Annotated in this window: 17 protein-coding genes; 7 read left to right on the top strand and 10 right to left on the bottom strand. The window is 57.0% G+C overall.

What is annotated here, in order from left to right:
• Positions 1–170: PAS domain S-box protein (locus tag VGK48_20350; GenBank protein ID HEY2383532.1), on the bottom strand; the 170-nt coding region annotated here is incomplete at its 3' end.
• A 240-nt stretch (positions 171–410) separates the two neighbouring features.
• Positions 411–1202, bottom strand: coding sequence for a TIGR03435 family protein (locus tag VGK48_20345; protein ID HEY2383531.1), 792 nt, complete (start codon positions 1200–1202; stop codon positions 411–413).
• A 262-nt stretch (positions 1203–1464) separates the two neighbouring features.
• Between VGK48_20345 and VGK48_20340 the strand changes: the two genes are divergently transcribed.
• Positions 1465–2499: an MBL fold metallo-hydrolase gene (locus tag VGK48_20340; protein ID HEY2383530.1), complete on the top strand. Its 1035-nt coding sequence runs from the start codon at positions 1465–1467 to the stop codon at positions 2497–2499.
• Between the two features lie 26 nt (positions 2500–2525).
• Here VGK48_20340 and VGK48_20335 read toward each other — a convergent pair whose 3' ends face one another.
• Both VGK48_20335 and VGK48_20330 read right to left on the bottom strand, forming a co-directional pair.
• Positions 2526–3335, bottom strand: coding sequence for a class I SAM-dependent methyltransferase (locus VGK48_20335; GenBank protein HEY2383529.1), 810 nt, complete (start codon positions 3333–3335; stop codon positions 2526–2528).
• Between the two features lie 6 nt (positions 3336–3341).
• On the bottom strand, positions 3342–3656 hold the full coding sequence (locus tag VGK48_20330; protein ID HEY2383528.1) for a hypothetical protein: 315 nt from the start codon (positions 3654–3656) through the stop codon (positions 3342–3344).
• Between the two features lie 27 nt (positions 3657–3683).
• On the opposite strand from VGK48_20330, the gene VGK48_20325 reads away from it, so the two are divergent.
• The 4 genes from VGK48_20325 (at position 3684) to VGK48_20310 (ending at position 9135) form a co-directional block, all read left to right on the top strand.
• On the top strand, positions 3684–5174 hold the full coding sequence (locus VGK48_20325; GenBank protein ID HEY2383527.1) for a SagB family peptide dehydrogenase: 1491 nt from the start codon (positions 3684–3686) through the stop codon (positions 5172–5174).
• Positions 5175–5193: 19 nt separating this feature from the next.
• Positions 5194–7035 carry an ATP-binding protein gene (locus VGK48_20320; protein HEY2383526.1) on the top strand — a complete coding sequence of 614 codons (1842 nt, stop codon included), beginning with the start codon at positions 5194–5196 and terminating at the stop codon, positions 7033–7035.
• A 10-nt stretch (positions 7036–7045) separates the two neighbouring features.
• Complete coding sequence (locus tag VGK48_20315) at positions 7046–8413, top strand: trypsin-like peptidase domain-containing protein (GenBank protein HEY2383525.1); 1368 nt, start codon at positions 7046–7048, stop codon at positions 8411–8413.
• A 134-nt stretch (positions 8414–8547) separates the two neighbouring features.
• Complete coding sequence (locus VGK48_20310) at positions 8548–9135, top strand: hypothetical protein (GenBank protein ID HEY2383524.1); 588 nt, start codon at positions 8548–8550, stop codon at positions 9133–9135.
• Positions 9136–9147: 12 nt separating this feature from the next.
• Here the strand turns inward: VGK48_20310 and VGK48_20305 are convergent, their stop codons facing one another.
• From VGK48_20305 to VGK48_20280, 6 genes are read right to left on the bottom strand one after another with little or no spacing between them, the layout of a single operon-like run.
• Positions 9148–10767 (bottom strand): SDR family oxidoreductase, encoded by a 1620-nt coding sequence (locus tag VGK48_20305; protein ID HEY2383523.1) that lies wholly within the window; start codon positions 10765–10767, stop codon positions 9148–9150.
• Positions 10768–10771: 4 nt separating this feature from the next.
• Positions 10772–11503: an acyl-CoA desaturase gene (locus tag VGK48_20300; GenBank protein ID HEY2383522.1), complete on the bottom strand. Its 732-nt coding sequence runs from the start codon at positions 11501–11503 to the stop codon at positions 10772–10774.
• A gap of 24 nt (positions 11504–11527) precedes the next feature.
• A complete protein-coding gene (locus tag VGK48_20295) occupies positions 11528–12718 on the bottom strand; it encodes an acyl-CoA dehydratase activase-related protein (GenBank protein HEY2383521.1) in 1191 nt (396 codons plus the stop codon).
• Positions 12657–14849, bottom strand: a complete 2193-nt coding sequence (locus tag VGK48_20290; GenBank protein ID HEY2383520.1) for a BadF/BadG/BcrA/BcrD ATPase family protein — start codon at positions 14847–14849, stop codon at positions 12657–12659. Before VGK48_20290 ends, VGK48_20295 begins: the two co-directional genes overlap by 62 nt.
• Complete coding sequence (locus VGK48_20285; GenBank protein ID HEY2383519.1) at positions 14846–16378, bottom strand: hypothetical protein; 1533 nt, start codon at positions 16376–16378, stop codon at positions 14846–14848. The genes VGK48_20290 and VGK48_20285 overlap by 4 nt, the downstream gene beginning before the upstream one ends.
• Positions 16379–16390: 12 nt before the next feature.
• On the bottom strand, positions 16391–17827 hold the full coding sequence (locus tag VGK48_20280) for a cytochrome P450 (protein HEY2383518.1): 1437 nt from the start codon (positions 17825–17827) through the stop codon (positions 16391–16393).
• Between the two features lie 68 nt (positions 17828–17895).
• On the opposite strand from VGK48_20280, the gene VGK48_20275 reads away from it, so the two are divergent.
• Complete coding sequence (locus VGK48_20275; GenBank protein ID HEY2383517.1) at positions 17896–18474, top strand: sigma-70 family RNA polymerase sigma factor; 579 nt, start codon at positions 17896–17898, stop codon at positions 18472–18474.
• On the top strand, positions 18471–19206 hold a 736-nt coding region (locus tag VGK48_20270; protein ID HEY2383516.1), incomplete at its 3' end, for a serine/threonine-protein kinase. The genes VGK48_20275 and VGK48_20270, both read left to right, overlap by 4 nt.

The raw sequence follows: 19206 nt of genomic DNA, 5'->3' as shown, positions 1-19206 counted from the left end.
CGAATGGATTGCCCGACCGCTTCGGCCGCCGTGTAGCCGAACATCCGTTCGGCCGCGGCATTCCAGGAGATGATGATACCGTTGAGATCTTTGCTGATGATCGCATCGTCGGAGGATTCAACGATTCGCGACAGCCGTTCCTTCGCCAGTTTGTCCAGAGGATATGTCATTCAGTGCAGACTCGCGAGACCCGTTCCGATTCACCGCCGGGTTTTCTCTTCAGAGCTTCGCCGTGGTTCGCACTCCGGCCGTCAGCCCTCTAACCAAGGAGCAGGTTGGGTTCCAGAGAGTCTTTCGCCCTTACCATTAGGGATTCAACGGTTTATCCGAACGGAAGCCCTTGCAGCTTACCGGAAAAAATGTCTCCAATTTTAGGAATGTTTTACTCATTGGCAGGTTCGCGCCGAAAACTAATCCAACCGTGGCTTCTCAACGTGGTCAATCACGATATATTGGACAGGAACCTTGATCGCCTTGAGCTGCAGACCAATCTGCTGGATGGCGGCGAAAAGGTAACCACCCGGAGTAGTATCCGAAGGATCGGGAACCCAATCAAACTTGAAATCGTAGGACCCCGCAATTCCGCTCTGATCCAGCACGGGCTCCTTCAAATCTCGGGCGATAAAGGACGCCAGATCTGCCATCGACGAGTTGATTCCCTGTCTGTAGAAGCTTGTTCCCGCATTCACCAGAGTAACGACAGGCCGTTCGGTCTTATCCGCCGGCTCGTTCAGACGCAGCGGACGATCACCACGGATAATCGCATAACCCGGTCCATCCTTCATCTCCTCATGAACTTTCAACTGAAAGCGATCCGCGAGGAGGGCCTGGAGCATGGTCAGTTCTTCGTCCGGTGGAATGAGTTTGGGGTTCGAAGGATGGTAGTCCGCCAGTTTGGGAATCGGTGGAGGAACCGCATCGATGCTGTAACGAGTCTCTTGAACCCATGCCGGCGCGTTCAGAATCTGAAAGGGCTGAACCTTGTAGGCTTCGAAAATAAGCAATTGCAGCGTGCATCCGCGCAGATACATCCGTCCGCCCGCATAGGTGAAGAATGTGCCCACTTGACCATCAGCCGGAGGCGTTTCCTTCAAACTCGCCGCATCAAATATCAGCGTGGAGGTCGTCTGGCTTGGCAAAGCGGCAACCGCAACTCCAACTAGAAACAGTGCACCGAAAGTGAGGCAAAGCGGTTGATTCATATACAATGCCAAGGAATTAGGGACGCTCCGCTAGTATCTGGCTATAAACCTTATCATGTCAATGGTATAGCTCCGTAGGCGATCGAAGATCCATTTCGCGGCGATGAAACCGAAGTTCGAGCCGCGGACTTCCGTTTCGTGGCGACGAAATGGAAGTCAACCTGATGACCTTATTCTTCGGCGGAGATTGGTGGAGGGCGGTCCACAGTTCATCGATTTAAAGTTTCTGTGGACTCAACTCTGGACTATTCTCGTTTCAAATATGAAGCACAAATTCGAGGATCACCCTGTCTGGAACCGGCGTGTATTTCTCCGGAACATGGCGTTTCTTGCACTTGCCGAAGCGGGCGCTTCCGCGTTCTCGACGGCGTTTGCTCAAGCCGGAGCTGCACCAGCCAAAACGACGCTGATACTTCTCGGAACGCAGGGCGGCCCGAACGTTTCGTTAATGCGTTCGGAGGCGGCCAGTGTGGTGATCGCCGGAGGCCAGCCATACCTTGTCGACTGCGGCTACGGGACGGTGAGGGCTCTGGTCGAAGCGGGTATCCGGATCAACGATATTCGTAACATTTTTTTGACCCATCTGCACAACGATCACACCTCCGATCTGGCCGCGCTTCTGTCTCACAAATGGACCGGAGGACAAAACAATCCTCCGCCGGCGGCTGTTTACGGCCCATTCGGCACCAAAGCGCTGGTGGATGCCGCCCTCGCCTTTTTCAAAGCCGACGCAGAGATTCGTATGACCGATGAAGGCCGCACCGTTCGGCCGGAGACGCTGTATACCGGCCATGACGTGTCTGCGCCGAAGATCACCGAAGTGTTTCGTGACGAACGTGTCACGGTCAGCGCCGTCGAAAATACGCATTTCCCAGATCGAGCGAAGGAGAAAATGCCATATCGTTCGTTCGCTTACCGGTTCAATATGCCCGACCGCTCGATTGTTTTCTCGGGCGATACGGCGTATTCGACCGGCCTGATCGAACTCGCGCGCGAGGCGGATGTTCTTGTATGCGAGGTGAGGGGAACGGGGGCGGGGCCGGCCCAGCCGCAGGCCGATGGACGCGGCGCGGCTTCAGCCGGGGAGAGTATTGCCCGTCACGTTATTGAAACGCACTCCTCTACCGAAGACGTTGGACGGATGGCCGCAGCGGCCAAAGTAAAAACCGTCGTGCTCACGCACCAGGTGGGCGGGGCAGGGCCGCGCGGCGGTCCGGCCGCAGACCCATACACCGCGGAGATCAGGAAGTTCTTTGACGGAGAAATCGTCGTCGGCCGCGATCAGCTGCGCATCTGAATGTAGGCGCGGGCTTTAGCCCGCGACTACAACTTTTCTGCGGCCGCCAGCACCGAAGGCATCGGCAACTCGAGCCGCTGCTCTTCCACACTGCGCCGGATCTCCTCACGTATCGCTTCCAGCACATCCGGTTTCTGCGCGCGGAGGAGCGCGGCGTTGCGGACGGAGCCGTGGTACATCACATCGAAGAGAGCATCAGGAGACTCAAGCCGCCATACCTGCGGGACATGGCTGACAGCGGGATTTCGAAAACCGGCCGCGATCAGGACGCGCTTGCATTCCTCGGGATCACTGAAGCGAAAGAACGGGGGGCCCGGCGGTATCGGGACACTCATATCGCCAAACTTCTGGATCGCGCCAATCATGATTCCGAATGCGATGGCCTTATCGGCCGTGTCCCATACGGTGAAAGCAAGCCGGCCCCCGTGGCGCAGGACCCTGTGTGCTTCCTGAATCGCCGCTTCGGGCCGCCCGAGATGCAGCATTCCGAAATTGCAGACGACCGCGCCGAACTCGGCGTCGCTAAAGGCAAGCTGTTCGGCATCGCCTTCGCGAAAATCCAGGCCCGGATAGCGGGTGCCGGCCTCCTGAATCATTTCCGATGAAAAGTCGATTCCGGTCGCAATGGCTCCGCGGGAAGCGGCGGCCACCGTGATGTAGCCGGGACCGCAGGCGACGTCGAGTGTCCGCATGCCGTTGTCTACTCGCGCGGCGTCCAGCAAGGCCTCTGTGGATTGCGTCGTCACAGCGGCAAACCCGCTGTGATAACGGTTCGCAATCTCCTGCCAGCCGAGGTGTTCGAAACGCCGGAAGGCGGCTGGATCGATTGCGCCCACGCGAATTTAGTTTTCGGTCTTTGGAAAACGGGGACGGCCGCGTGGAATGTGGCGGAATTGCGCGATGTCGTCGCCGGTCAGCCGGATTTTCATGGCCGCCTGGATCTGCTCCCGCTCGAGCAGGACACGCAGCTTCTCGTAGCAGATCTTGGCGCTTTCCTGGAAAGTGATTTTATTGTCGCCGCTGAACATCAACGCCGGGATTTCGAGAGAAACCCGCGTGGCTTCCAGGTTTGTGCCGGTGATCGAGAAGTCGAAGCGGCGGCCGTCGGGCACGCTTTCAAAGCCGAGATATCGAATGTTCTGCTTTGTCTCTTTCATAGTTGCGAGACCATTATACTGAATCTCATGCTCTCAGACAGCTCCAACCGCGATACGAGCCGGGCCTGGGCCTACCACAACGCCACGAAACATTCGGAGTGGAGCCTTCGTTCCTCGCCACATTACCTGGATTGGGCGAATCAGCCGAAGACTCTCAAGATCTATACGACCGTGGAACCCATTCCCCTGCCGCGAGATGCGGACCTGACTGGGATCTCCGCCCTGTCCGCGATTTCGTCGACCGCTCCGCCGGCCGGTGGTAATCCGATTCCATCGCTCGCAGACCTCGGACGCCTCTTCTATTTCTCGGCAGGCATCACGAAGAAGAAGACGTACTCCGGCGGCGAGACGTATTTTCGCGCCGCCTCCTGCACGGGCGCGTTGTACGAAATCGAACTCTACCTCGTCTGCGGGGATCTGCCGGGATTGAACGCGGGTGTCTATCACTTCGGCCCGGGGGATTTTGCGCTGCGGCTGTTGAGGAGCGGAGACTATCGCGGGGTTGTCGGAATTCAAGCGCCGGCGGTCGTCGTTTGTACAGGGACGTACTGGCGGAATGCGTGGAAATACCGAGCCCGGACTTACCGCCATTTCGGCTGGGACAACGGAACGATCATCGCGAACCTGCTGGCGATGACTGCCGCGCTCCAGCTCCCGGCGGAGGTTCATTGCGAGTTCATCGACGGGGACGTGAACCGGTTGCTCGATATCGACATAAACAAGGAAGTGGCGTTTTCGCTGGTGTCGATCGGACACACGGATGAGCCGCTGCCTGCAGCGTCGGGTGAAATGCCGAAGCTGAACTTGCCGACGGTTGCGCTGTCCGAGAAGGAAGTGGATTATCCGGAAATGCGGGCGATGCACGAAGCGTCGTCCATTCAAGAGGTCCGCGTGAGCGACCCCCTGCCGGCCGCGAAGCGGCCGGCAGGGGGTCGCTCACAATCAATGTTGAAATCATTGTCCGTTTCCAGCGACACCATTGAGCAGGTCATTTTGCGGCGTGGCTCTTCGCGAAAGTTCGAGCGCAAGTCGATGACGCGGGAACAGCTTCAAACTATTCTTGTGGCATCGACTCAGGGCATTCCTGCGGACTTTCCGGCGCTCAACGACCTGTACCTCATCGTCAATGCCGTGGAAGGCTTAGAGTCCGGCTCCTATTTTTATCAGCCCGGCAGCCATACGCTTGAATGCCTGAAAGCCGGCAACTTCAGAAGCAATGCCCGGTATCTTGGTCTTGGCCAGGAGCTGCCCGGTGACGCTGCCGTCGATGTCTTCTTTATGGCCGATCTTCATTCGGTTCTCGACCGTTTTGGGAATCGGGGCTACCGCGCCGTTCAGCTCGAGTCCGGGATACTGGGCGGCAAGATGTATCTCGCCGCTTATGCCCAGCGTTTAGGTGCAACCGGTTTAACGTTCTTTGATGACGATGTAACTGCGTTCTTCTCGCCGCATGCCAGTGGAAAGAGCGCGATTTTCCTGGTTGCGATCGGGATTGGCGCCCGTCCGACAAGGTGGTAAACTCTGGCGGCCCCTTTACATGGACTCCCGAAACGAAACAGAGCGAACGCCAGACCAGAACTACCGGTTGAATGTCGTACAAGTCCCGCTTTTGCGAGGACTTGGCTCGATCATCCTGTGCCTCTGTGTCCTTCTTTATGACATCCTGATTGCTCCGCCGTTCGTCTGGTACCGCTATCTCACGTTTGTAGCGATATTTGCGGCTTATTGCGTCGGCTCGTGGCTGATTCTTCGAAGCCTCTATAAGAAGGTCAAAGCTCTCGACCTGTCGCTGCTTTTTCTGATCGTGGACCTGCTGTTCTGGCTGGGTGCGATCTATCGGACCGGTGCGGACAAGAGTCTGCTGTTTTTCCTGGGGGTTGTCCGGGTATCGGATCAGACGTACACGACCTTCAAGCGCGTGTTGCTGTTTGCGCATCTGTCGCTGGCCTCGTACTTCCTGTTCCTTCTTTACCTCACTTTTATCGAAGGCCGCACCATCGACTGGCGAATTGAAATCCTGAAGATGGCGTACATCTACGGCGCCAACATCTATCTGGCGATTGTGTCCAAGCCGGCGGAAGAATTGCGCAACAAGAGCGCTGAGATTACCAGCGAGATCCGGCGGTTGAACCGCCAGCTTGTGCGCAATTCCCGGCAACTGGAAGAAGAAAAGGTCAAAGCCGAAGCGGCGAACCAGGCGAAGAGCGAGTTCCTTGCGAACATGAGCCACGAGATTCGCACGCCGATGAATGCGATTCTCGGGATGACGGAACTTGCACTGACATCCGATCCCAGGCCCGAGCAGAGGCGGTATCTGAATACGGTTCAACAGTCTGCGAATTCGCTGCTGCAGATCATCGACGATATTCTGGATTTTTCGAAAATCGAGGCCGGAAAGCTCGATTTGCATCCGAATCCCTTCGGCCTCCGTGACGCCTTGAACGACACGCTGGAAGTGCTGGCTTCCCGGGCTGCCGAAAAAGATATCGAGCTTGCCTGCCAGGTTTCGACCCAGGTGCCTGACGGGCTTCGCGGCGACTCGACGCGGCTCCGCCAGATCATGATGAATCTGGTGGGGAATGCGATCAAGTTTACGGAACACGGCGAAGTCTTCGTCATGGTCGAACGCGAAGACGATCCCAAGGCCGCTCAGCCCAGTAACGCCATCTGCCTTCACTTCGTTGTCAGCGACACCGGCATCGGCATCCCCGAGAATAAACAAGAGGTCATCTTCGAATCGTTCGTCCAGGCCGACGGCTCGATGACCCGGCGCTATGGCGGCACCGGACTTGGTTTATCGATCTGCCTGCAACTTGTTTCCTTGATGGGGGGGCGTATCTGGGTCGACAGCAAAGTCGGACACGGCAGTTCCTTTCACTTCACCGTGAATTTCGAAATCGAAGAAGAGACGGCTGCCGAAGAGAAGCCGGCTGAAACCCGCATGATGCAGGCGGAGCGGCGGCTGCGGGTGTTGCTTGCGGAGGATAACGAAATCAACCAGCAGGTGGCGCTCGAATTTCTTCAGATGCGGGGGCACATCGTCCGGATTGCGGGCAACGGCGCCGAGGCGCTTGCCGCCTACGCGAGCGAACGCTTCGACGTCATCCTGATGGATGTGCAGATGCCGCAGATGGACGGTTTTCAGGCCACAGCTGCCATTCGAGAGAAAGAAAAGACCACAGGTGATCACGTGCCGATTATCGCGATGACGGGATATGCCATGAAGGGCGACCGCCAGCGCTGCCTCGATGCAGGCATGGATGCGTATATCTGCAAGCCGATCCGTTCGCAGGAACTTTACGAGATCATTGAAACCTCAGCCGGCTCCTCAAAAAATCTGAAGATCGATTTGGCACCCCTCTTGCTTGACAACCAGTAGGAGAAACGCCATGAAAAGGGCCGCCGGCTTGTTGATCGCTGCCTTCCTTATTCCCACTGCTGTTTACGCTCAAGCGATTGTGAACGACTACTCGAAGTTGTATGAGAAGGCATCTCCCGCGGTTGTTCAAGTCACGACGGATGATGGCTCCGGATCAGGCTTTCTGATCACGCGCTTCGGCCATATTGCGACGAACTATCATGTCATTCGCAACTCGCGATACCTGGCCGTGCAGTTTCCGGATGGACGGAAATTCAAGGCGGCAGTGGCAGCGGTGAATCCTCAATATGACATGGCAGTTCTCAAAGTGAACAGCGAAGTGGTTCAGAACATCGAGCCGCTCGCCATCCTGGCGGAAGAAAAAGAGTCCACAGTCAAGGTGGGTATTCCTGTTGTCGCGATCGGTTCTCCGCTGAATCAGAAATTCCTTATGACCCAGGGGATCTTATCGAAAGTCGACCAGGACACTCTCCTTGGCGATTTCCTGCTTCAGGCCGGCAATTCCGGGGGCCCGCTCATGAATCAGGAAGGAGAGGTCATCGGCATCAATACGTTCGGCGAGTCGAATATTGCCGGAGCGATTCGGGTCGGCACGTTGCGGGACTTCCTGTCGTCGGCCGACCTGATGGCCGAGAGCATGAATACCGAGCCGCCTGCGAATCAACTCCGTTCGTTGAGTGAAGTGCGGTATCCGGTCGATGTTCTGAATCACAAAATCGAAAGCGAGGCGCTGGACTTCGAAGCTTACAAATTCAAAGCCGGCGATTTTACGGTCACTGCGATCACTCCCGTGCTTATCGGAAAGCTTCAGGTCGTGGCCGAAAAGAGACGCGCATTTAACCGGCAGGAACGCCGCGGCCAGCACATTTCCGACTCGTCCTCTGCAGAGCATGGGATCGAAGAGCCCTATTACGAATGGCACCGTTCGACGGAAACGTCGCTCGACTATGCCGTGACATTCGACATCCGTCCTGAAAGCGGCCCGACGAAACGCGGTATGCCCGCCCGGATGATCCCGTCGCCGCTGCGTTTCGGCAAGGCCGGCCGCACGGAAATGGAATTCAAGGGCGAGTTCCTCGAATTCCGCCTGTACCGTGACGGAGAACTCGTCGAGCCGATCATGCCCGGCCGCCAGGTGATTGAAGGCAGCTCCGATCAGAAAAACAGCCATTTCGTCGATCAGGCCTATGCGGGCAGCTATGTATATTCACCCGAAGAGTTCCTCACGGGCAATGAGTTCAAAGTACAGATCATCGACGCCCGTAATCCGAGTCAGGTGCACAAAGAAGTGGTGTTTACCGCGGACTCCAAACTCATCAGGCAACTGCGGGCGGATTTTACTTTTGTTCCGAACGTGCTCATTTCCAAGGCTCCATAACGTTGAAATCTGTTGAGTAAAGCGGTAATATCTTCTTGATGTTCAAAACGGTCACTCCAACACTCCATTCCGCCCTGTTCGTGTGAGGCCCCTCTTCATCCAAGTCATATGATCAAAGGTTTGATGAGGTAACGATGTCAGTCCGTCTATTTGTCGGGAATCTTCCCTACGACGCAACGGAGGACGAAATCCGCCAGCATTTTTCGGCGGTAGGCACTCTTTCGTACGTTTCGATTCCACTCGACCGCGAGACTGGGAGAAAGCGTGGCTTCGCGTTTGTCGAATTCGCAGACGCGGCGCAGGCACAGGCGGCAATTCAGCAGTTCAACAATCAGCCGTTCAAAGGCCGCTCGCTCGCCGTCAACGAGGCGCGAGCGAGAGAAGCCGGGCCGCGGCCGCCAGGCGGTGGTGGAGGCTTTCGTCCGTCATTCGGCCCGAGACCCTCGGCGCCTGGCGCCAGACCAATGGGGCCGCCGATGCGTCCGTCTTCGCCGGATTTCTCCGATCCTGCGGCCTCGGAACGCGACCGTCCTGCGCGAAAGAACTTCGGTCCGGATGCCAAGCCGGCGCGCGCCCGTAAGGTCTTTAAACCCGAAGGCGGCAAGAAAGCGCTCAAGGAGAAGTTCACCGGCCAGATCTTCGGCCCCGAGGATGAGGAAAGTGGTGTAGACGAAGTCGAAATCGATAATTTCGCGACCGGCCTCGAGGATGAAGAGAAATAACGAAGGCGACCGTCACACCGTCCGGCGCCGCAGGGTCAGGCGCAATTGAGTCTTTATTGATTCGGCAGATTGTCCCGCCAGTAAAACCTTTGGCCGGATCCATTTCTCAATGCCTTTGGTATGGATGTTCATCCAATAGTCTGCCCAATCGATGGTTTCAGGATCCCACTTCAGGCGCTTAAGATCCGCATTACTGAGCATTGCAGCTGTTTCGCGAATGTTGCGTGTTTCGAAGGTATAGCTGTGGTCGAGCAGGAAGGGTAGAAACTTATCGAGCAGTATCTCCTGAGCGCGAACCTGGTGGCGTTCATGTCGAAGACGTTTGAGATATGGAGTCACTGCGTCCCGTCCCGCCATGATTTTCCCCAACCTCAGAACCGTTTGCAGAACATCGAGGCATTGCTGGAGTCGAGCCCGCCGGGATTGCAGCGTGTTTAAGGAAACGGCGTGAGTATCCGAGTACGCTTTCCACAGGTTGATGAGCAGGCTTCCCTCCTTTCTGTGTTTATGTCTGGATCTCGCGCTCATTCCAAAAAACTCAACCAGCCGGCGAAACAAGATCGGGTTCGATTCGGCAGTAGCAAGATGGTAGACCGGCTTATTTTTCCCAACTAAAAGCGCAGCCATGACGATCAAAATGCCACTGGCGACCAGATCGACCGGGATGACCTCGAGCGGCCCGTCCTCACGCACCGGCCAGCTCTTGACACCATCGCCTCCCATGAAGACGAGTGGCGCTGAAGTAGTGAATCCTTCATTCCAACCGGGAAACGGAAACCGCAGTGACGATTCAACGATGGCCGGCCGGACGATGGCATACTGTAATCCCGGCGTTTGTGCGATCAGCTGCTCGCCCATGCTTTTCGTGTACGTGTAGGTGTTGATCCAGCCCCACTGCCGCGCACGGTTCATGCCGCCCCGCCGTTGCAGATCCCGGTGCAGCCGGGTTTCCTCGATAAAGCGTTCGCACCACTTCAATTCATCCATTACCGAAAACTCTTCGCCTTCACGCTGTCCTCGCAGCGGAAAGAAACCGGCGATCGGTGTGTTTTCGAGAATGTAGCCATCCTTCTGGCCGGTGACATAGGCTGTAGAGATGTGCAGCAGTCTGGAGTCGAGCTGTTTAACGAGTTCAATAACGTGCTGTGTCCCATAAACGTTTGACACTAATGCATCGTTTAAAGGCGGATCGAAGTCGACCAGGCCCGCGAGATTGACCACGATGTCTACCTTGCGCTTGAGTTCTGCGATCCGATCCAGAGGCAGTCCGCACAACGGCCTGTCGAGATCGCCTTCCAGCACTGTGACCTTCCGGCGGACGGCCTGCTCACCGCCCATCCGTTCGATGACCGCCTCCAGGGGCGGCGACTGCAGCACTTCGGAGAAGAACCGTTTCTCCGCCGGCATGTCCTTCCTGCCTCGCACCAGGACGATCAAATGTTTGAATTCGGGGAAGCAGTCCAGAATCATCGCCAGCAGGACCTTACCCAGGAAGCCCGTGCTACCGATAATGAAGATCGTTTGACCGCGGAAGCTGTCGATAGCCGGGATCTCTCCGGTTCCCTGGAACCGGAGGGAATCGGCCATCTCGTATTCGCCCCGAACCGGGTTCCATTTCCAATTGGGGTTCACAGGTCTATGCGCCGATTCCATAGCGAACGATCCGCATCTGTTTCAGCAACCAGATGATGGGGTAGGCGGGATCGAGTTCGAACCAACGCACGGCAAAATTAGCTGCTTTCGGATGCCGGTGATGATTGTTCTGGTACAACTCGCCCATCATCAGGAAATCGATCGGAAGGGCATTGCGGGACTCGTCGTGGGCAGGATAATTCCGGTAGCCGTATCGATGTCCGCACCAATTGACGATGGCGCCATGAAAAACACCCATCTGAAAGTGAAAGGGCAACAGAAGAAACAGCCAGGGTGAACTGGCAAAGCGAAGATAAAAGAGTGAGTACATCACTCCCCACGCAACTCGTATATACCAGGACCCGGCAATCTTGTCGACCGTTTCCCACTCGGGCGCCTCGGCAGCGAACTCGGGCGCCGCGGTCGCCGGCTTGCGCAGGATTCCCCGGTAGATCGTCTCCGTATGCTTCATCATCCGGACCGGATCGCGAAAGAAACGCGGCGAATGCGGATCCTGTTCGGTATCGCTGAATGCGTGATGCATTCGATGCAGAACCGCGTACGCCTTCGGCACCAGAAACGAAGGCCCTTGCGTCGCCGCGGTGAGCAGGTAAAAAAAACGCTCGGCCCGGGGCGAAAGCGTAAACATTCTGTGTGCGCCATAACGGTGGAGAAAGAACGTCTGGGAGAACAAGGATAAGAACCAATGGGCCACAAAAAAGATCAGGATCGCCATGAATTGCAAACACCTCGAATCGGTTCACGCCGTCGCCCGCGGGACCGGGCAGTTCGGCGAAAGCCGGGCGAGCTTGCGCTGGATAATTTCCTCTGAATACCTCGCCATGTAATGCACGATGGTCTCAACCCGAATTCTAACGCTACCTGCAGGTTTGGTCGAGTCCAGATCGCCGAATTTGAAGAACAGCGTTCCGGTCGCTTCAACAATCTTTTGTGCAGGCGTGTAAGTCGGTTGGTCCATGCCGCACTCATAGCTGGAAAGACGGACCACGGCGGTGATCCAAGGGCAGCGTGCGGCCACTTTGGCGCCCCACATGATCTCATTGGTGTTGCTGCTGTAGGATGACTGCCATACATCGCCGATATCGAAGGGACTCTTGATCCGGCCCGAGTCCAGGTCTTCTTCGAATAGCCATTTCATCAGGTCCTCATCGCCAGGGAGGTATTGCAGCCACAGTATCGGATATCCGTAGGCCTGTAGATCTCCTTCGATCTCGTGGCCGATGCCCGTATCCATATGGTAGGGGCGCGCCAGCACGAGAATACAAGGCTTCCGCTCTTGCGCGCACCAATCCAGAATGCCGCGGCTTTGATTGCGGGCTTTTTCCGTGAAGGCATCCAAAGCTGTGAACCCGTCCCGCACCGCGCGTGAGGTTTCTTCCAGATCGAGGTTGAAGATGTCTTTTAACTGGGAGTGAAGTTGTTCCGTAACCATATGCCGGTCACCCAGGCTGACAAAAGGTGAAACGTGCGCTATCCCGTTTTCGTTGAAGACATCGCGTCCCTTCATGTAGCCGGCTTTGATGTTCTCCGGTCCGGCCATCACACGCGTGCAGGTGAGGGTGTCGACAACATGACCGTGTAAGATCGAAGGCAGAGAATGAATCATAGGGCTGAGGAGAATGTGGATCTTCTTCTTCAGGCCGAAAATCAGTTCGCCGTAATGACCGCTGATGCACTTTACCGGATAGCAACAATCGACGGTTCCACGGCCCTTACCGTATTCACGTCCCTGTTCTTCGGAAGTGTCGGAGCTGAAGACGATGTTCTCGGAAGCGATCCCCAGCGACATCAGGAAACCCAGCCAGAACTGGTGAGTCGTCCAGATGTTCAGCACCTTCGGGATCCCGACGCGAATCTGCGAACGGTCTTTAAACGGTCGCGCGGCGGAAGGCTTCTTTGCGAACCAGGTCGGCAACGTTAGGAAACCCATTTTTCGTCTTCTCGATCTCCGTTTTGATGACCTTCATTTCAGTCAAATCTTCAACCAAACCCTTCGGGCACGAGTTGTTCACGATCACCCTCTCCCAACCCTCATTTACGGGAACCTTGCTCCAGGATCGGCCCAGGCCGCCCACCAGTTGGACATCAATAAAACTGCGCTGGCAGTTGACCGGACACCAGTAGCAGACCGTTTCCGGCGAGGTGGTTGTCTTGTAGGTGAGCCGGTCGATGGCCTCGAACCCGCGGAAGTTGGTTTGCGGGTTGTTCGCCGACCACTCCAAAGCCACCAGCGCCGCTCCAATTGCCCCGGCTTCGCCGGAATACGGATGAACGACGATGTCCGCATCGGGGACCTTCGACAGGATGAAGTCCACCTGTGTCTTCACGACGGCTAAATTTTTGTGAGTTCCGCCCTGCAAAATGTATTTCCTGCCGACCGATTGAAGGTTGCTCAGGCCACCCGCGTAAATCCAGACGTTCAGGGGCAGAATCGCGCAGAGGGCGGCAAGGATTTCATCCGCCTGCCAGCCTTTGCGCTGCTGGTTGACGATGTCGCTTTGCAGAAACACGCCACATCCCATCGAAAGCTGCGGTATCGACTCGGCACGAAAAGCGCGGCCCGCCATTTCATCCATCGGGATGTTGAAGCGTTCAGCGACGCCCTGCAGAAACGCGCCGTTTCCGGACGAGCATTGCGAATTCAGGCGGAAATCCGTAACGGCGCCGTTGTTCAGGATCATGATCTTGACGTCCACGCCGCCGACGTCGCAGATGCAGTCCGCGTCCGGGAAGAAGTGAAGTCCGGCGCTGGCGTGCGCAATGGTTTCAACGACGCAGCAATCGGCGCCGAGGATGCTTTTCAGGAGGTCTTTGCCGTAGCCGGTGATGCCGAGGCTCAGGATGCAGCCCTCGCCTACCGCGGCCCGGATCTGCCGGAATAGAACCTTTGCGTCCTCGATCGGATTCCCTTTGCTGAGAGCGTAACAGGAGAAAAGCAGCTCTTTTTCCGCTGACAGGCACACGGCCTTGGCAGTTGTCGAACCGAAGTCGCAACCGACGGCGACCGGTGGAAGGGGCCGCGAAGCGGTTACAACGGGAGCAGGAGGCACCGCGTGACCGTTGTTTTCCGGCGCATAGCGTGCTTTGAAGGCATCGAGATCTTCGGGCGTCTTCCAAAGTCCGCCCCGGCCTGTCTTCTTCTTCTCCTCGTGCTGACCTTCGTCAATCCACCAGCGTAGTTTTTCGGATCCCAGGTAAACGCCGGCGGATGGCGAATCGTCCATGGCGACTTCCACGCAGCCATGCGCCGCATAATAGAGAGCATTGTCGGGAACACGGATCAGCGATGCCGGATCCTTACCGCATGGCAGGTCGACCTGACGCTCCTGCCACAGCCGGGTCAGGTGGTGGCGCCACGCTTCCTGAAGTCCGCTGAAGAAAAGATTGGGTCCGCCCAGCAAAAGAATTTCCGGCGCCGGCGTATTGCCGCGAGTCAATGTTGCCAGGTTTTGATAGACCACCGCCTCGAATAACGAAGCGATGATCTCGTCCACCGTGACACCGGCCTTGAGCAAAGTATTGGCGTCCGCTTCGGCAAAGATTCCGCATTTGCTGCTGATCTTGTGAAGCGTGTGACCGGAGTAACGCATCTTACACAACTGTTCCGGAGGAATTTCGAGCTTGCGCGCTGTCTTTTCAATGAAAGTTCCGGTGCCGCCGGAACAGGCGGACTGCATTAAAACCTGCTTCGTCTTGCTCGGGCCGGTCCCACTGAAGAAGATGGTTTTCATGTCTTCGCCTCCAATTTCGGAGACGAAGCGTACTTCTGGATGCAGCTTTTCGACGGCAGCCGCGACCGCAACGACTTCCTGAACGACTTTGGCGCCCACCAGCGGCGCGATGATCCCGGCGCCCGAACCCGTAAAGAACACGCGGTCCCGGCGAGGCGTCAGGCCATGCAGGCTTTCGAGAGCGTTCAGAAATTCGAAGACCTTCTCCGCCTGTCTGGTGTTATGGCGCTCGTAGCCCTGCGCCAGAATTTCGCCGCACTGGGAAGCCAGCACGAACTTGCAGGTCGTACTTCCCACGTCGATTCCGCAGATCCTGGCCTCGTCGCTCACTTGCCTAATCCGCGAGCGGAAGCCAGATGCAGGACGTAGTTTGCCGCCGAGCCGGCGCGGCCCTGGTGCGGCACGCGATAAGTGGCCTTACGGAGTTCGGGATGCTCGACTTCATACTGACGGATTTTGTCGATCGTCAGACCGGTGCTTCGCAAGGCGTCATCAAACTCCGTTTGTGCCCGCCGTTTAGCCTCGGTCAGGATCATCTGGCAGCGTGATAAGGCATGCACGTCGGAATCACCTTTGACTTCAATCGGCGCATACAGAAGATCGGGATATTTGCCAAGCACGTTCGCCATAGCCCCTATGGACATGGTGTTTGGCATGCAGGAATACGGCGACAGCTCGCATACCATGTGCGCTTTCTTGTGGTGGTATACATAGAGGGCTTTTCCGATCAGCATGTGTCCTTCGCCGCCGCGCAGTTCGAAGTGAAAGAAAGGCTCCGCCAGCCTGGCCAACTCTGCCTGATCGGGGAGTTCATTCGGCAGGCTCGCCAAAGCCCTGCGGAGGCGATTGTACGTCGCGGCGTAGAGCCGCTCGGCGAGCTTCAAAGTGAACTGCATTGCCTTTGGATGCCTGGCATATGCGTGCCTGTGCTCCATTCTGTGAATCAGCGGGTGCATGAGGTAATCGAACCAGACCGCAACAGCCGGAGGAATGACTTCCGAATTCTCCTGCTCCAGCCAGCGCTTGATGTTGTAGTTGCCGTCACCCTCATGAGTCTGCAACCAGAATTCACCGGTAATCTTGACCTTCGGCTTCACTCGGAGACGGTCCACTTCGATCGTGTCCCACATCTTTCGCACTTCCCGAAGAGCCTTCGTGAAGTAGTTGGTGGTCAAGTGCCAGGCAAGCGCGCCATACTTTTCACCGCGGCTCGGCCGGTTGAGGAACAGTTCATAGAGGTACTCAACGCTTTGCTTGAGCACCTTTTCGGTCTGTCCCGGAGTGACCTCATAGGGGCGGATCAAATACTCCAGATCGCCAAGCAGATCGGCACAGAGGGCAGCCCAGACCAGCCCGAGCATCAGGGACATATTGACCTCAAGGCCGCTACCGCCATTCTCGCCCTGGTCCAGTTCGTCCTGCGCCATCAAAAGCATGCGAAAGTCGCGCAGGCCAAGCCCGTCGAGGGCCATCGAGTACGACTCGTGGTATTGGCCAAAGCGGCACGGCCCGCAAGCTCCGGCAGTCACGTACACGTACTTGCGATTGACTTCCTCTTTGCCGTGTTTGGCGGCCTCTTTCTTGAGGAAGTTCACCAGATTCCCGGTGGTGAAGATCGTTGGACTGCAGGCGCCCACATCAATCATTTCTTTTCCGGCGTCCAGATCTTCCCTCTGGATGTTCGGCAAAGGTTCGGCATTGTACTTGAGGTTGCGCAACGCACCCTGTATCAGGCGTTCGTGCTTCCACGTCAGTCCGCCGTAAAGGATGGTGACGTCTTTACGCTGCGCCCGGGTAAATGGTTTGGCTTTGTACGCCGTATAGTGATTGACAACTGGTAACTGAGTCCCCTGTCCCATATCGGTCCTCCTCTAGTCTTCCCCGGCGTGAAACGGGCAGCGCGGTGCCGCCGCTGCCAACTGATGTTCGCGGTAAGGGAGTGCCGGATCGTTTCGACGCTCGACGGTTAATTGCAGAGAGCTGTCTTTCGGCAGCAGTGTGACGCCCATTTGCAGCGCGGGCTCTGCCTGTTCGGTTCGTATCAGTTTGAATCGGCGAAGCACGCGATTCAGCACGAACTTACTTTCGATCATGCCGAACGCACTTCCGATGCATGTCCGGCGGCCGCCGCCGAAAGGAAAATAGGCAAAGCCGGGAAGATGGGCGGTGAACTCGGCGGTCCAGCGCTCCGGCCGGAAACGTTCCGGCTCCTCGTAATAACGTTCGGAACGGTGGACCGCCCACTGAGGTATAAGCAACTCGCCGCCCGCCCTGACCTTTACACCCCCGAGCGTGCAAGTTTCGACCACGGTTCGACCGATGCGGTACGCCGGCGGATAAAGCCGCATGGCTTCCCGCATCACCTGGTTGGAAAACTCATCATCATTGCCGGTCCCGATTTGACTGGCCAGTTTTGCCTGCGCCTTCGGGTGCCGGGCAAGCAGGTAAAACGCCCAGGTGAGTGCGGCTGCGCCAGTCTCGTGCCCGGCGAAAAACATCGTCACCACTTCATCGTGGATCTGCTGTGGCGGCAAGGGTCGCCCGGATTCGTCCCGGGCCGAGATCAACATCCCTAAAAGGTCATCGCGAGGCGGTTGAAGCTTGCGCCGCGAGATCACGCTTTCAACGAACGCATCGAGGGTATCCATGACAGCGCGGAATTTCCGTGAATTTGCCGTCGGCAGGCACGCCGGATCGACGACGAAGTCCGGCCGGCCCGCCGCGGTGGTAATAGCGCGCAGCAGCGCGTACGAAAGGCCGCCCCAGGAACCGATCGCCTTGAGGTAATCATCATGAAAACTGTGAAGCGCGGCTGCGGCTTGCGCAATGAGAAGGCGTCCTTCGGACATGTCCTCTCCAAACAGACTCACGGCTAGAACTTCGAAACAGAAATCGGTCATGTCCCGATGAATATTGCGTTCACCGCCGGAACCCCAGGATGCCAATAGATTCTCCATGGCCGATTCCATGGTTGCCCGGTAGCCATCCACCCGGTTCGGGTGAAAGGCTGGTTGCATGATCTGCCGCTGCTGCCGCCACAATTGTCGATCGGAAGTCAGCAAACCCTCTCCGAACGCCCGTTTTGCCGATCGAAGAGCCCCGGATTTAACGAAGAAACGTTGTTTGCGAACCAGTACATCCTCAATCAGGCCGGGATCTGTGACAATGTAGACCGGCAACCGCCAGAAATGCGTCTCCACTATTCCCGCGGTGCGTTCACACTCCCGGTAGAACTCCAGGGAGTTGTCCCGCATCAGGAAGGCACTGCGGCTGAGCGTGGGCACAGCCGATTTTCGGATAATGCTCATTTACTAACTAAGCGAGATTGCCGGGAAAAATTAGCACAAAAAATCGCCAAAAGGATAGTGTAGGTGGCATGAGTTCCCCGGTGTCTCAGCTTCTGGAGAGAGTGAGAAGCGGCGACCATAGCGCCTTCAATGATCTAGTCACCACGCTGTACAACGAATTGTATCGAATTGCCGGCCACCACATTCGAATGGAGCGGCCCAACCATACGTTACAAGCGACTGCTCTCGTCCATGAGGCATACCTGAAACTATTCGATATCGATCAGCCGAAGATCGCGGATCGCGCCCATTTCCTGGCGATCGCGTCTCGTGTCATGCGCCAGGTTCTTGTGGATCATGCGCGAGCGCGTTCCACGAAGAAACGCGGCGGCGAGTTCAGGTTTACGAACGATCTTGAAGTGGATGGCGCGCGCGGCCTGGAAAAGTTGCAGCTTCTGGAGTTGGACACTGCCCTCGACGCGCTCGCGATTGAGGACAAGGGTCTCGCGGAATTGGTAGAGATGCGCTACTTTGGCGGGATGACGGCCGAAGAATCGGCCGCTGTGCTCGGCCGCTCCGTCCATGCGGTGCGCCACGATCTGCGGCTCGCATTGGCATGGTTGAGGCGCAGATTCAGCGTCAAGGGCCAATTGGACGAAAGACAATGAATCCGCAGGTCCGCCAGCTATTTCAGGAACTCGCCGACCTTTCGGCGGCCGAGCGGAAACGGATACTCGGCGAGCGGCGCATCGCTCCCGGCATTTGCGCCGAAGTGGAGTCCCTCCTCAGCTTCGATGCATCCGGGGACCAGCAATTCTCGAATTGTGTCGCGGCGTTCGCTGATGAGATGCAGCGGGAGGCCACAGCGGGCGAACCTGCGGCTTGCGGACCCTATCGCCTCGTGCGGCTGCTGGGAACCGGCGGGATGGGCGCCGTCTATCTCGGCGAGCGCATGGATGGTGAAATTCAGCGGAATGTTGCCGTCAAGATTCTCCGCGATGCCGCCCGGCCGGCATGGCGCGAACGCTTTCAGAAGGAACGCCAGCTCCTCTCCAGTTTGAATCACCCATCTATTGCCCAGGTGTTCGATGCCGGCCACGACATCCACGGGCGGCCGTACCTCGTAATGGAGTACGTCGACGGGCTGCCGATCGACAGTTTTGCTGCAGAGCTGCCCTTGCGGCAAAAACTGGAGTTGTTTCTCCAGATTTGTGACGCCGTCGGTTATGCGCACCAGCATCTGATCATCCATCGCGATCTGAAGCCCTCGAACATCCTGGTTGATGCTTCCGGCCGGCCGAAACTGCTGGACTTCGGCATTGCAAAATTGATGGATCAGGCCGGCGGCTCTACAGGGACCGTCGAGCGGCTGCTAACGCCGAGTTATGCCAGTCCGGAAC

The organism is Terriglobia bacterium, from assembly GCA_036496425.1.
Taxonomy (GTDB): Bacteria; Acidobacteriota; Terriglobia; order 20CM-2-55-15; family 20CM-2-55-15; genus 20CM-2-55-15.
This window is presented reverse-complemented; position numbering and strand designations above follow the sequence as displayed.